Origin of the sequence: Heyndrickxia oleronia (genome assembly GCF_017809215.1) — a bacterium.
Classification (GTDB): Bacteria; Bacillota; Bacilli; order Bacillales; family Bacillaceae_C; genus Heyndrickxia; species Heyndrickxia oleronia.
In genome coordinates, this window is record NZ_CP065424.1 from 2,565,713 (window position 1) to 2,580,816 (window position 15,104).

Annotated in this window: 14 protein-coding genes; all 14 read right to left on the reverse strand. The window is 29.8% G+C overall.

Annotated features, from left to right (window positions below; all coding sequences use genetic code 11):
• Window positions 1-927 carry a PIG-L deacetylase family protein gene (locus I5818_RS12835; protein WP_180211892.1) on the reverse strand — a complete coding sequence of 309 codons (927 nt, stop codon included), beginning with the start codon at window positions 925-927 and terminating at the stop codon, window positions 1-3.
• 69 nt (window positions 928-996) lie between these two features.
• On the reverse strand, window positions 997-2,160 hold the full coding sequence (locus I5818_RS12840) for a glycosyltransferase (RefSeq protein ID WP_078110979.1): 1,164 nt from the start codon (window positions 2,158-2,160) through the stop codon (window positions 997-999).
• 25 nt (window positions 2,161-2,185) lie between these two features.
• Window positions 2,186-3,976, reverse strand: coding sequence for an ABC transporter ATP-binding protein (locus tag I5818_RS12845; protein WP_244975373.1), 1,791 nt, complete (start codon window positions 3,974-3,976; stop codon window positions 2,186-2,188).
• Window positions 3,977-4,003: 27 nt separating this feature from the next.
• A complete protein-coding gene (locus I5818_RS12850) occupies window positions 4,004-5,008 on the reverse strand; it encodes a glycosyltransferase (protein ID WP_209391924.1) in 1,005 nt (334 codons plus the stop codon).
• On the reverse strand, window positions 5,008-6,144 hold the full coding sequence (locus I5818_RS12855; RefSeq protein WP_209391925.1) for an EpsG family protein: 1,137 nt from the start codon (window positions 6,142-6,144) through the stop codon (window positions 5,008-5,010). Before I5818_RS12855 ends, I5818_RS12850 begins: the two co-directional genes overlap by 1 nt.
• A 63-nt stretch (window positions 6,145-6,207) precedes the next feature.
• Window positions 6,208-7,407, reverse strand: coding sequence for a glycosyltransferase (locus I5818_RS12860; protein WP_209391926.1), 1,200 nt, complete (start codon window positions 7,405-7,407; stop codon window positions 6,208-6,210).
• Entirely contained in the window at window positions 7,408-8,535 is a 1,128-nt protein-coding gene (gene wecB / locus I5818_RS12865) for a non-hydrolyzing UDP-N-acetylglucosamine 2-epimerase (protein WP_078110844.1), read from the reverse strand. It lies immediately after the preceding gene.
• Window positions 8,536-8,539: 4 nt separating this feature from the next.
• Window positions 8,540-9,649 carry a polysaccharide biosynthesis C-terminal domain-containing protein gene (locus I5818_RS12870; RefSeq protein WP_078110845.1) on the reverse strand — a complete coding sequence of 370 codons (1,110 nt, stop codon included), beginning with the start codon at window positions 9,647-9,649 and terminating at the stop codon, window positions 8,540-8,542.
• A gap of 28 nt (window positions 9,650-9,677) precedes the next feature.
• Window positions 9,678-10,703, reverse strand: coding sequence for a polysaccharide biosynthesis protein (locus tag I5818_RS12875; protein WP_058003721.1), 1,026 nt, complete (start codon window positions 10,701-10,703; stop codon window positions 9,678-9,680).
• A 63-nt stretch (window positions 10,704-10,766) separates the two neighbouring features.
• Window positions 10,767-11,930, reverse strand: a complete 1,164-nt coding sequence (locus I5818_RS12880; RefSeq protein WP_244975374.1) for a glycosyltransferase family 4 protein — start codon at window positions 11,928-11,930, stop codon at window positions 10,767-10,769.
• A gap of 27 nt (window positions 11,931-11,957) precedes the next feature.
• Window positions 11,958-12,722 (reverse strand): tyrosine-protein phosphatase, encoded by a 765-nt coding sequence (locus I5818_RS12885; protein WP_209391927.1) that lies wholly within the window; start codon window positions 12,720-12,722, stop codon window positions 11,958-11,960.
• Window positions 12,723-12,778: 56 nt separating this feature from the next.
• Entirely contained in the window at window positions 12,779-13,468 is a 690-nt protein-coding gene (locus I5818_RS12890; protein WP_058003724.1) for a CpsD/CapB family tyrosine-protein kinase, read from the reverse strand.
• Window positions 13,458-14,189, reverse strand: coding sequence for a YveK family protein (locus I5818_RS12895; RefSeq protein WP_180211887.1), 732 nt, complete (start codon window positions 14,187-14,189; stop codon window positions 13,458-13,460). Before I5818_RS12895 ends, I5818_RS12890 begins: the two co-directional genes overlap by 11 nt.
• A gap of 45 nt (window positions 14,190-14,234) precedes the next feature.
• Window positions 14,235-15,089 carry an SGNH/GDSL hydrolase family protein gene (locus tag I5818_RS12900; RefSeq protein ID WP_209391928.1) on the reverse strand — a complete coding sequence of 285 codons (855 nt, stop codon included), beginning with the start codon at window positions 15,087-15,089 and terminating at the stop codon, window positions 14,235-14,237.
• Window positions 15,090-15,104 lie beyond the last annotated feature (15 nt).

The following is a 15,104-nucleotide window of genomic DNA, read 5'->3' on the forward strand; positions in this document are numbered from 1 at the left end:
TTATCCCCTTTCTTTAATTTCCCTTTCGATGGTCAAGTCATATTTTTTCTTACAAATGATTTCAGGAGAAATTTTTGTTTTGATTAAACGAATGATATTATTTTTAGGTAACTGACAGTATGTTAGTATTTCATCTTCCATATTATATAAATTTGCTTTTCTTATTGCTTCCCCTTGTAAATAAAACCTCTCTACATCCTGTGATTTGTGACAAGCTAACATCATTTTTTTTAATCTACGTTCAGTTTTAGAAATAACTATACTTTTTTCTTTTAACTTTTTATTTGATGATGGTAAAAAATTCACATTTTCTGTTCCTATCGGCTGTTTTGGATGATACTCTGTCCATTCATATACATTTGTAAAATTTATCTCCTTACAAACTACCTTTACAATAAAACTAGAGATATCATGATCATTATGTCCACCTTCGATACAGTGAACATATATAGAACCAGGTTTTAATTGATTAATTAACATATAAATATCTGCACCAATATTTTCTACATAACGATGTGTCCCTGCATCTGGAAATCCAAGACAAATAATGTGATCTTGTGGAATGCCGATTAATGATAATGCTTTAGAGGCTTCTTTATACCTAATCATAGATTTCATTAATGTTTCACTTCTTCTAATTCTCCAACTTTGTTTATCCCAACAAGATCCATTTGTTACAAACGCTATTACAATATTTTTACCGTTTAATTGTTCACGATATAGCGTAGTGCCTAATCCTAGTATTTCATCATCTGGATGTGCCGCAATGACCAGAATATCGATATTTTCGGTTGTTTTATTTAAATTATTTATACGCCCAATCATATTATTCGGATATTTATATATTCCCCTGACATACTCTACTGCTTTAATTAGTCCATCAAGCTGACGAATGTATCTTTTAATTTTATTCAATTTGAAAAACAAGTAATCACCAACCTTTTGAATAAATATGAGAGAGTGTTTCCATGATATTCAACTCTAATATATGTAAAATTAAATGATTTTTTTTTGATCCATACTATTTATATCTTCTTCAGGGGAAATTATATTTTCGAGCATTTTTATATTTTTTTCATAAGAAAAAATAACTTTTCTTTCCTTACTTTTAGCCCGATAATAACCGATCAATTCTGGATTCATAAATAGTTTTTTAATTCCTTCATAAATATTCTTGTTATCATTTTTAACTAAAAGACCATATTTACCATTGTCTAATATTTCACGAGGACCATGGCAATCAGTGCTTAATACTGGTAATCCTAATACCATGGCTTCTGCGATTGCCAATGAAAAACTTTCAGATCGTGAAGGGGAGACGTAAATATCGCATCCTCTCATATATTTGTAGGGATTATCCTTAAAGCCTAGAAATACAACCTTATCCTTTAAAGAACTATTAGCCAAAACCATATTTTTTAACTTGTTTTGTTCAGGTCCATCCCCTAAAATTAATAAATTAAAAGTGAAGCCATTATTTGCCAATTGTGCACAAGCATCTAATAATCGATCTATCCCTTTTTCAACACTTAGCCTTGCAGCACAAACCATGTTTAGATTATTACTAAATGTAAAATCCGTAATCGGTTCATTAGACAATTGAATAATCTCTTTTTGATTAATGGGATTACTTAAAACACTGCATTTTTTGTGTAAAGAATAATATTGACAAAATTTAATTCTTGCTGTTTCTGTTAATAATAAAATTTGATCAAACTTTCTATAAGTGTTTTTTTTATATCTCTTCTTTATCATTCCAAAAATCGAATTCTCGTTTTCTTCACCAACGCCTTCATGAACCCACATTACCTTATAGCCCTTACCTGTACTAAATGGAAATGCAAAAATATATCTGGTAGTAAGAATAATATCAAACTCTTCCTTCACTAATATCTTCTTCATTATTTTATGAGGGAAAAACATAAGAATATAATATAGTAATATTTGATATCGATGGTTTAAGGGCTTGTTAAATACGTATTTTATTCGAACTTTATCGGGTATTTCCGCGATATTTTTCTTAGCCTCCTCTATTTTTTGTATTATTAAAAGAGTTACATCAAACCTTGAATAATTCAACATTTTTAATGTATCTACAATTACTTTTTCGGTTCCACCTTTTGTCATAGTATCGGCAACAATTAATAATTTTTTTTTCAAAAAATATCGCTCCTTAAATGAACCGTTAAACCATTGAAACAGCTTCCGTTATTTTTGTTTTTTTAGATACTAATGCACCGTTATGAATAGTAAATACTACATCACAGTTTTCTATTGTAGTTAAACGATGTGCAATAATAATTAACGTTTTTTCTCCTTTCAAACCATCAATTGCTTCCATAATGTCTTTTTCTGTTTCACTATCTAAAGCCGAAGTTGCCTCATCCATAAATATTATTTCCGGATCATGATAAAGTGCTCTAGCAATTCCAATCCGTTGTAGTTGTCCTCCTGAGAGTCTTATTCCTCTTTCTCCTACGGTTGTATCTAATTTATTAGGTAATCTTTCAACATAATCTTTTAATCGCGCTTGTTCTAGCGCTCTCCACACTGCTGAATCATCTATTTGTTCATTATCTAGTCCAAAGGCTACATTTCTGCGGATAGAATCATCAGATAAGAAAATAGATTGAGGAATGTAACCTATTTTTTGCTGCCATATTGATTTGATTTTATTTAGATTTTTTCCATCAACTAAAATGGTCCCTTTTTGTGGGCTATATAACCCTAGGATAATGTCAACAAGAGTGGTTTTCCCAGCGCCGGATTCCCCAATAAATGCTACGGAATGACCAATTGGTATTGTTAAAGAAATATTGATTAATGAGTATTCAGACTGATTGGGATAACGAAATGATATATCTGTTAATTCAATAGACTCGGTAAAGGCTTTATCACCACTTTGAATAACAATTTCTGACGAATTCTCGTATTTTTGCTGCTGATCATAAAAATCTTCTTTATTTGTAAATAGATCTTCATAAACAACCTGTAAAGCGGGTATACTATATCTAATCGTCGTGATCATCGCTATAATTCGATTTATTGAAGGCATTAATCGAAAAGCTGCCATTGCAAAAAGAGCCATTATTGATAGAATATGAGTTGTTGTAATATCTTGCATAATGATAATTAATAAAGTTAGTAAAACGACTAATACTAATAATGTTTCAATAAAAAGTCTAGGAGATTGATCTAACATGATTCGATAACGTGTAATGTTTGAATTAATTTGACTTTGTTTTGAATAGGCATCAACAAAGAAGTCTTCCTTTCCAGAAACTTTTACTTCCTTACTAGCACCTAGTCCTTGATTGACCCATTTAATCATCAAGCCACTGACTAATTGATGTTTTTTACCTAATTTGCTTAACTTTTTACGAAAGATTCGATTAAATAAAAAAATACCTCCACCTAATAGAATGGAAGCAACAATCGTAGCCACGAATGAATTTATCAATAATAATACAAAAATACAAAAGATAACTAGTGATTCAGTTAATAATTGAAACCCACACAATATGATTCCTTGAAATACTTTTGGTACCTCTTCATTAACATTTCGTAGTAAATTAGCAGAGTTTCTTTGTAAATGGAATGTATATGGTTTTGATAAATATTCTTTAAATAAAGTTCGGGATAGTTTAATTTGCTGATTAAGTATAATTTTGTTCTGTACATATAGAAATAAGAGCAAATATAAATTTTTTATTACAAAAATTAATATTAATAAGATTACTGAAAAGATCAAAAAAGTATTAGTGGATTGAAAATGTAATGATTTAAAAATAATTGCTAAGATCTCCTGTTCTTGTATAATTGACGGATTTGTTGCTATTCCTACAAATGGAACAATTAATCCAATTCCCAATGTTTCAAACAAAGCAGCAAATATCATCATGATAAAGATAGTGAATAATTTCTTCTTTTCTCTTTTGTTGAACAGCATTAATAGCTTATTAACTGTTGCTCCCACTCTTTTCACACCTTTAAAAGATTTTCTTTAAATAACATTTTTTAGAGTTCTTTTTAATTGAATAATCCTTTTAAAAACCTTTGAACAATTACTAAATCCCATGATTTCACATATAACCTTGGTGAATTTACTTATTATACTATTCCTATAATTCAAAATATATCGTTTATCTTGTAATTCTTGAATAATCTCTTTCTTTTCATTTAAAGTTAAAAAGTCTAAATACCATATAGAGACAAAAAACCTGACTGCGAAATTTTTCATTAAAGATATCTTTAAATCTTTATTTAGCTCTATTTGTTTTAATTTTTCATACCAAAAATTTGAAACATATATATTATCTTCTAAATTTTCACGAGTTAGTTTAGAGGTTATTTGTCCCTCGCGTTCAAGTCGATAAATATATACAACCTTTTCGAAATATTCTACTGATTTTGCGTTTAAGAAAACTTGTGGTGTCCATAAAACATCCTCATAATCTCTCCCCACTTCAAAAAATAATTGATTGTCTATTAGAAACGATCTTTTTATGATACCTGCCCAAGCAAACCATTGATAATTTTTATTGTCTTTCAATAATGTATGTAGGTATGATATCCCAGACTTGATTTTTAGTTTATCCTTAGAAACGTGAATATTATTATCTTTGAAAATATTTTTCTTTTGATAGTAGTATTTATAATTGTAGAAAATATAGTCAGGAAATTGATATTTTTTAATAAAGGTTACTAATTCGGATAGAAAATCACCTGACCAATAATCATCAGCATCCAAAAACATAATATAGTCGCCTGTTGCTTTCATAATTCCAACATTTCTTGCTTCTGATAATCCTCCATTTGTTTTATTAATCAATTTCACTAATGGACTCTTTTTTTCATATTCTTTACATATTTGAGGACTATTATCAGGAGATCCATCATTCACTAATATTACTTCTATATTCGAATAGGATTGCCCCAGAACACTATCGATACTCTGCGTAAGGTATCTCTCAACATTATATATAGGGATAACAATACTAATTTTCATTAATATTCACCTTTTTTTATATAAATTTCATATCTATTTTGAAAATGGTATTTATCCTTATTAAATATATTTGTATAAGGAACAATTAAGGCATAATTGCTTTCTAAACCTGTTCTCTCCTTTAATGAATGTAATTCTTTAAACATATACATAGTACTTAAAATAATTAGCCCCCCAATATATATGGCTTTGTTCACTTTATCTTTATAAAAATAGTAAATATTCGTTAATATGATTACATCTAGAAATTTTCCATATATTGATAAACGAGCAGCTGTTAATTCTGAAAATTTAAAGAGAAAATAGATCATTAAACTAATCACATACATGTTTATCATTTTCTTATTTAGTTCACTTTGTTTTGAAAATACATCATAATAAAAAAAAGCAATAATTAAAAAGACAATTCTTCCAATACTTTGGAAGTCAAAGATATTATTGATAGAATAACCAATATCCGTATATGGAAGAATCCTTCCAATAAATGGGGCATTATTTAAATAAGAAATAAGAGTACCAATTGGTAACACAGCGACCAAAATACTTAAAAAAGACAGATAAATTAATTGCTTTTTGCTAAAATTCATTTTAGAAATCACATACAACGGAATTAATATTAGGGATGATGTATGGATAAATGATAATATGATAACGATCATAAAAAATTTAAGGTGCTTTCTTTGATTAATGCATTCTAATAAATAATAAGCGCCAATAGCCATGGTCATTCCTTGCCGTAATCCACTATATGTCCAAACAAAATAGTAAAAACAAAAATACAAGAATAAAGAAAGTGTAGGGTTTACGCTATATTTTTTACATATTTTATAAATAAACACTAAATTAATTGTTGCAATAAAAATAAGATATGATTGATAGCTAAACCCAGAAAATTTCATAATTGAACCCAATAAGCGAAACAAGGGCTCTTGTTGATCTAGTCCATAAAGTACTTCCTTTAATGGAGATTCGTTTAGTCTATAAAATAAATATTCATAAGCAAAATAGTCAGGACCTACTCCATATCTAAAATAAGCTAACAACAATAATATCAATGTATAAATGATAAATAATACTTTCTTTTTATCTTGTAATAAAGAGAAAAATATTCCTATTAAGAATATAATGTAATACATTTATCGATCACATAACCCCTCATTCATATTTTGTTTGTTCAAACAGTTATATAGATTAAATTTTCATCTAGAAATTTCTAGTAGGTTTCGATAAGTTTCTAGATACTCTTTATACTTTTTTTCTTTATCGTATCTTTTTGATCTATTTAAACAATGAATACTTGAATAGTTTTTTATTTTTTTAATTGCAGCGGTCAATAAATCTATATTTCCTTTTTCAACAACGATTCCACTGCTTGTATCAATACTTTCAACACTACCACCAGTATTAAAAGTAATTACTGGAGTACCGCAAGCTAAAGACTCCAAATTTGTTGTTGGGAAATTATCTTCTAAAGTAGGGTTAATAAACACATCTGATGCAGTATATATTTCAGCCAATTCTTTTACATTATTAGTTTTTTCTATCCCTATTATATTGTGAGGTAAATTCCTTATCTGTTTCTTAGTTAAGCCCACCATAACAATCACTTCATTAGGTTGAAGTCGTGCTGATAAGTCAATAAAGTATTGATATCCTTTTTTCATCCCCCAAACATTTGCCACCCCTAAAATAATAAATTTATTGCATAGATCAAATTTTTCACGAAAAGCATTCTTTTGTGGCTGGAAGGTGTCCAAATCAATTCCATTATTAATGACTATTACTGGATACTCACATAAAAAAGATTGTTTCACCTTTTGTTTTAACCATTCAGATGGAGTTACGATGATTAAATTTTTTACACCAGTAAATATTTCCTTCTTCTTGTGGAAATTACTTTCTGATTGGTCTATCAATAAACTAGACGGATATTCAGTCTTTTGCGGACATTTATTACATCCCGTTTTCCACTTATCACATTGTAGATAATCAAAAGAAGCACAATGTCCAGTAAATGTCCAACAATCATGAAGAGTCCAAATAATGGTTTTATGAAATTCTTTCAAGAACCGAAATAATATTTCTATATTTAAGTAGTATCCATGTAAATTGTGAAGGTGAATGATATCAGGATTAAGTTGTTTCACTTTTTTTATAAATTTTAAGGTACTTAATTTTGATCCAAAGCCATGTTGATCAAAAATTCTTGTTTTTGCTAAATGAACATAGTTATCCAATTTTGTACCTATCTTTATCGTATTCTCACAATGTAAAGGTTTATCTCTACCATAAGCAATATAACTTTCATGACCAAGTGATTTTAGTACTTTATCCATATCAGTCGCAATTCTACCAGTGCTTCCGATACCACAAACTGAATTGATCTGTAGTACACGCATTTATGATTTCCCCCATACACCCTTTTTAATAATGTTCGTATAACCTTGAATAATCTTAACTACCTTTATAGATGTATTTTCTTCTTCATAATCGTTTGCGATTGTATAGTTAATGGGTTTATTTGAAATCATTTTACTCAACTCAACCGATTGGACAATTTCTTTATCAGTAATCCCACCTATTATGACAGTCCCTTTGTCAATCACCTCGGGACGTTCTGTTGAGGTCCGAATTAATATCCCTGGAAATCCTAGAATTGCTGATTCCTCGGAAAGAGTACCACTATCTGAAAGTACCGCAAAAGCATTGAGTTGGAGATGATTATAATCCAAAAATCCAAACGGCTGTAATTGACGTACAAGTGGATGAAATATGAAACGTCTTTTCTCAATTTTCTTCCGGCTTCTAGGATGAATCGAATAAATAACAGGCATTTGATATTTTTCAGCTATTTTATTGATTGCATTCATTAAAGAGAAAAAGTTATTTTCATCTTCAATATTTTCCTCACGATGTGCTGAAACAAGAATATACTGTTCTTTTCTTAGATTTAGTTCTTTTAGAACTGTGCTTTTTAAAATACGATTCATATTTTTCTTAATTACTTCAGTCATTGGAGAACCTATAACAAATATATGTTCCTTTCGAAAACCTTCTGATAGTAAATAACGACGACTATGTTCTGTATATGGAAGATTAATATCCGATATATGATCAACAATTTTTCTATTAATCTCTTCGGGTACATTTTGATCGAAGCATCGATTACCTGCTTCCATATGAAATATCGGTATTTTTAGTCTTTTCGCTGAAATAGCGCTTAAACAGCTATTCGTATCACCTAATATTAATAACGCATCTGGGAGGATCTGATTTAGTATTTTGTAAGATTCAGAAATGATATTTCCCATTGTTTCTCCTAAATCCTCACCAACTACCCCTAAATAATGATCTGGTTTCCTAATTCCGAGCTCTTCAAAAAATATTTCATTCAATGTATAATCCCAATTTTGTCCTGTATGAACGAGTATATGATCAAAATACTGATCACAGGCTTTTATGACTTCTGATAAACGAATTATTTCTGGTCTAGTTCCAACTATTGTCATAATTTTTAACTTTTCCATGTTTTTATACCTCAACATAATAAGTGTCTGGCTTTTCCGAGTTAAAGATTTCACATGCCCAAAAGACGGTAATAACATCTTCATTACCAATGTTTTCAATCGAGTGTGTGTAACCAACCGGTATATCTACAACCTCTAAGGAATCACCACTTACATGATATTCTAGTATTTTTGAACTATTAATCTTTCTCAATTTTATTACTGCTTCCCCTTGAATAACTAAGAATTTCTCGACTTTTGTATGATGCCAATGATTTCCTCGCGTTATCCCTGGTTTTGTCATAGAAATAAAAATTTGCCCAGTTTCTTTCGATTTAATAAACTCGGCTAACCAACCTCGGTGATCAGTATTTTTTCTTAATTTGTAAGAAAAATTATTTTCCTCCAAGTAAGATAGATAGGTACTATAAAGAAAACGATCAAACTCTTTTTCGAACGATGGAAGAAGTAGAGATTCACGTGTGGTTTTAAAGAAATAAAGCTTATCTGCTAGCTGACCAAGCTTTATTTGATAGGTCTTAGGTAAAACACAAAAGACCTCATGTCTTGACTCTTTGCCAATAAGAGCATGTAAAAATTCATCAATCACATCATCAATATATCCTAAAGTAAGCTCGGTATTTGGATCATTTACATGGATATCTAGACCGTTAGCAATATTATGGCAAAATGTAGCAATCACACTATTATAGTTAGGTTTACACCATTTCCCAAATATATTAGGTAAACGATAGATTAATACTTTTGCTCCTGTTTCTTCTTCATACGAAAACAATAATTGTTCACATGACCTTTTACTTCTTCCATATGGATTATCTTGAAGTGCTTGAATAGATGATGTAAAAAGAATAGGTGATTGATTTTGATTTTTTTTTAATGAATTTAATAAGAATCGTGTAAAATTAGTATTTTCTTCAATAAATTCCTGTTCATTTCTAGGCCGATTAACACCTGCTAAATGAAACACGAAGTCACATTCATTTGTATAGTTATCCAATAATGAACGGTCTGTATCTTTTGTTACTGTAAAAATATCCTTATAACCTTTGTTTTTCAATTCAGCAACGAGATTTTTTCCTATAAAGCCATTTGCCCCTGTAATCAGAATATTCAATAATTATCAGACCTTTCAGCCTAAATTTTTAAAGTAATACCTTCATATCTTTTAATTGATTTTGAATATAATCTAAATCTAATAGCTTTTCTTTTATTTGTTCGATCGTCAAAATTTCTGTATTATGTGAACTATATTCTAATTCAGTAGAGAGATTCTTATCACCTATATCAAAGTACTTATCATAGTTTAGATCTCTTTGATCAGCTGGAATTTTAAAATATTTCCCTAAATCCTCAGCTACTAAGTATTCTTCTTTTGTTAAAAGTGTTTCGTATAATTTTTCACCGTGACGAGTTCCAATAACTTTGACTTCATTATCTTTATGAAACAGTTCCTTTAGTGCTTGTGCTAAATCTCCTATATAACAGGCAGGAGCCTTTTGAACCATGATATCTCCGGTTTGCGCATGACTAAAAGCAAAAATGACAAGTTCCACGGCCTGGTCAAGGCTCATCAGGAATCTTGTCATTTTGGGGTTCGTTATTGTTAGTGGTTCCCCATTTTTAATTTGTTCAACAAATATTGGAATGACTGAACCTCTAGAAGCCATCACATTTCCATATCTTGTTCCACAAATCAGTGTACGAGTAGGTGCTATCGTTTTCGCCTTTGCAATAAATACCTTTTCCATCATTGCTTTTGATATTCCCATCGCATTAATTGGATAAGCAGCTTTGTCCGTTGAAAGACATATTACTTTTTGTACTCCATAGTCAATGGCTGCTGTAAGGACATTATCAGTACCAAGTATATTTGTTTTAACCGCTTCAAGAGGAAAAAATTCACATGACGGTACTTGTTTAAAGGCTGCTGCATGGAAAACATAATCAACATCATGCATGGCATTTTTTACACTTGATAGATCTCTAACATCACCTAAATAAAATTTTAGTTTGTCATTTTTATATTTTTTCCGCATATCATCTTGCTTTTTTTCATCACGTGAAAAAATTCGAATTTCTTTAATATCTGTATTTAAGACCCTTTCCATTACTGCGTTACCAAAGGACCCTGTACCTCCAGTAATAAGTAAAGTTTTATCGATAAACAAGAGATATTACCTCCTTACTCCTACTTTAAATGCTTTATTATAGTATTTGCCGTCTTTCGTACATCATAGTGTTCTTCTAAATAGTTCCTTCCATTTTTCACCCATTTCTTTTCTCAACATTTCATTATTGGCTAATTTTCTAGCAAGAGTAATAAAGGAGTCTATATCTTCACTTTCACACCAAAGACCACTTTTGGATTGATTAAGGATATCTTTTAAGTCTGTATGTTTATCTGTCGCTGCTAGAATTGGAATTGAATATTCTAAATACGAAGTTAATCTAGATGGAAAATTCGGTATAGTAAATCGTCTATCTAAAAATATCAATCCGACATCTGCAATTTTTAATAATTGATCGTATTCTATTTTAGGCAAAAATTGGACAAGCCCGACATTTTTAGGATGAGTTGTCTCTATAAAATGTTTAATTTTTTCATATTCTGTTCCTGAACCAACAATTAAAAGAAAACTATTATCCACTTTATAAAAATTTTCTATGACCTTCAATAAAAAATCTGGTCCTTGAGGCTTACCTAAATTCCCACCGTAAATAAATAAGTTAGCTCGATGTGGAATCTGATATTTGTCTTTTAGCTCATAATTTGTACTTTTTGTTGTTTTAGAATCTATAGGTTCAATTGAATTTGGAAAAATTTCCAATTTCTGTTCATCGATATTCGGATTATGATTTAAAATATACTGAACATTTCCCTTAGTCATGCAGCCAATCATATCCGAGATTTCATATAACTTTTTCTCTTTTTTCCTAAAATACTTCCATATAACTCCACCGTTTTTAATTAACCCTATATCCACAGCATTTTGTGGGAAAATATCCTTCAACATTAAATATGTTTTCGTTTGATGTTTTTTCTTAAAATAATTTACGACACGTTCAAATGTTATTGGTGGTGTTGAGTACATAATTAAATCAAAATGAATATCAGAGAAGTATTTTTTTACTGCTCGTAAATATTGACTCTCTATTGTAAGAGTTGAAATTCCTTTCTCAATAAAATCCGTTTTTGTAATATTTCCCGTTTTCACTTTTAGTAATGTAATATTGTCTATCGTTACTAGCTCAGTAGGTAGCATCTCTCTCCGTTCTCGTGGGAAAACAACATGTATATTAATACCTCTTTTAGCTAATTCACGAACTAGATCAGAATAAATTCCTCTATCATATATATTTTCCATATTAGATAATGTTAGAAATAGAACATTCATTATGCTAGCACCTGCCTAGGTTGGAATTTAAAATATTCCTAATATTTTCTTTCTAAAAGGTATAGGAGTCGCTAATTTTATATTTAAGTTCAATCTTAATAATTCAGCGTTTTCCTTGAAATAAAATGTTTTATTCATTCCATATAATTTTGTGATTTTATCATATGCCTGATGTAGTGAAAAACTTCTCGTATTTAAGTTATGAGCATCGCTTGCGATAAAATGTGCCAAATCATGTTCAATAATTTTTTCGGTAAATGATTTAATTTTATTTCCAAAGTGACCAATGATACTTCCAGAAGTTAATTGGATTAATCCTCCTTCTTGAACAATCCTATATAATAAATTAGGTTGATTTATTATTTCTACATTTCTTTCAGGATGTACAATAATAGGAATGATGTCCTGTAACGAAAGTTCATATAAAATTTCCCAGGTGTATATTGGTACCTCAAATGATGGAAGTTCCAACAAAAGATATTTCCCGTTATTTCCAAGAGTTAGTATTTCATTAAAACTAGACTTAGTTAATAATCCACGATGAATTCTTAACTCTTGACCGGGAAGTATAATAATTGGTGTATTTGTTAATTGTAATTTCTCATTCATTATAGTAATCCTATCAAGAATTTTGTGTTTAGGATTTAAGTACTTGCCATTCATATGATGGGGAGTGGCAAATAAATGAGTAATTCCTGTATTAATAGCAAATGTGACCATTTTCATAAACTCATTTTCATAATCAGGGCCATCATCCATATTAGGTAGAATATGACAATGGATATCAATCATTTCTTATCACCTCAATACATGAGAGTAAATGAGAAAGAGAAAATGAATATGCTATTTTATTTGTATTGATTGTAATACTCCATTTTTGTAGATTCTACCCCATTCACTATTACTCCGAGGAGTTGTGATTTTGCCTTTATCAATAGCTCCTTCGATTGTAAGGCGCGATCTTTACGAGTCTTACCACTAGCAACAACCATTACTACACCGTCACACTTATTTGCCAAAACTTGAGAATCAGTAACAGCAAGAACTGGAGGCGTATCAAATATGATGTAGTCAAAGCGATGCTTTAACTCTTTCATTACTTTTTCCATAGCCTCAGAGTTTAATAATTCTGAAGGGTTTGGTGGTATAGGTCCACTAGGTAATACTTCCAAATTAGGAATATGTGTTTTTGAAATGGTCTCACTCGTTGTAGTCATTCTAGTTAATATATTTGTTAAACCATTCATATTGCTTATATTAAATGAGTAATGAACCGATGCCTTTCTTAAATCTGCATCAACTAGCAATACATTTTTTCCTTGCTGTGCAAGGACTATGGCCAAATTAGCGGATGTAGTTGATTTTCCTTCTGCAGGATCTGGTGATGTTATTAAAATGGTTTTAATTTCTTTATCTACAGAGGAAAATAATATATTTGTTCTTATTAATCGGTATTGCTCAGTAATGGGAAGGTAGGGATGTGTATAAGCAACTAAATCTACTCCAGTCCTATCACTAAAATTTTTTTTACGTCTCATACATTCTCACCTCTTTTTTACCTAGATTGGAACGATTCCGTCCTTTGCGCTGTGGAATTTTTTGAATAGTGCCTAATACAGGTAATCCTAGATAATTATCAATATCTTGACTGTTTTTTAAGGTATTATCAAAATAATCCAAAAGAAATGCTATTATTATTCCTATTAGGAAACCAATTAAAAAGCCAATCATTATATTTAAAATTGGATTTGGACTTACAGGTGTAGGGTTTTGTTTTATTTCTGCGGTAGCAAGAACACTAACATTATCAACATTCATAATTCCTTTAATATCCTTTTGGAATGTATCTGAAATAGCATTTGCTATGACTACTGCCATTCCCGGGTTATTATCTTGAACAGTTATTGAGAAAACTTGGGAATTTTGTTGACTCTCAATTGTAATATTTTGATTAAGTTGTTCCACGCTATACTTTAAATTAAGCTGTTTGATTACTTTTTCTAATATCGCGGGGCTTTTTATAATTTCTCTATAAGTATCTATTAATGACACATTACTTTGCATTTGAGAATAATCTAATTGATTATCTGCATTTTTTTGATTTACTAAAATTTGAGTGGATGACTTATAGACAGGTGTCAGCACATAAAAAGAAATGCCTCCACTAATTAACATTGAAAATAAGCTCAATAAAATAATTAACTTCCAACGTTTCCTAAGTGCGTTAAAAAGTTCCCTCAAACTAATTGTTTCTTCCATACTGCCCTCCTACTATTTAAAATAGTCTTAGTTAGTAACTGAATCTTAATCAAAAGATACTAGACTATTTTTTAAATACTCATACAATATATCGCCTATTAATAAGTTCCCAGTATCATTAGGACGGACAAAATCATTTTCGATGACATCTACTATTAATAAATTTTTACTTTCTAAATACTTTTCAATTTCCAGATAAAAATCTAAATATATCCAGCCATTATTTATAGAAAATTTACTTGTATTGTTAATATAATCCTTATAATTTAATCCTAAATTATTTTGATTTTGGTCATTTAATATAGGATTTGGAGACATAATTATGATTTTTGATTTTGGTAATTTATTTTGCAATTGTGAAATGATTTCTTTGATATCACTATTTGTTTGGTCTATACTTATTGATTGTCTGTAATTATTAATAATAAAATTTTCAATAAATATGACGTCTGGATTATCTTTTACAACCACATCTATTTTTTTGCTATTTATAAAATCAGAAGTTGAGTAGCTCTTAAAACCATAGTGTTTTACTTCCAAATTATCTAATTCATCATACTCTGACTTCAATTTACTTTTTAATTGGCTCTCCCATCCTTTAAAAGTAAAATTAGTGCTGGATTCAATTACTAAGTTACTCCCAATAATCGATAGGTTTACCTTATTATTTGATAGTGCTCTATAACGCAAAAAATCGACGATTGGCGATTTTTTGTTTTTGTCAGGTATTAATTTTTTTATTTCAGCTGCTTTATGTTCTACTTCTTTTTGTTCAATTTTTGCTATTATTTTACGTCCGTTATGTTCAGCTGCAATTCCTTTACTAACCCAGTTTTTATAACTAAATGCTAATACAATAATACAAAGCCCTCCGAAGATTAGTAGTAAAAACTTATTCATTTTCCCCTCCAATAA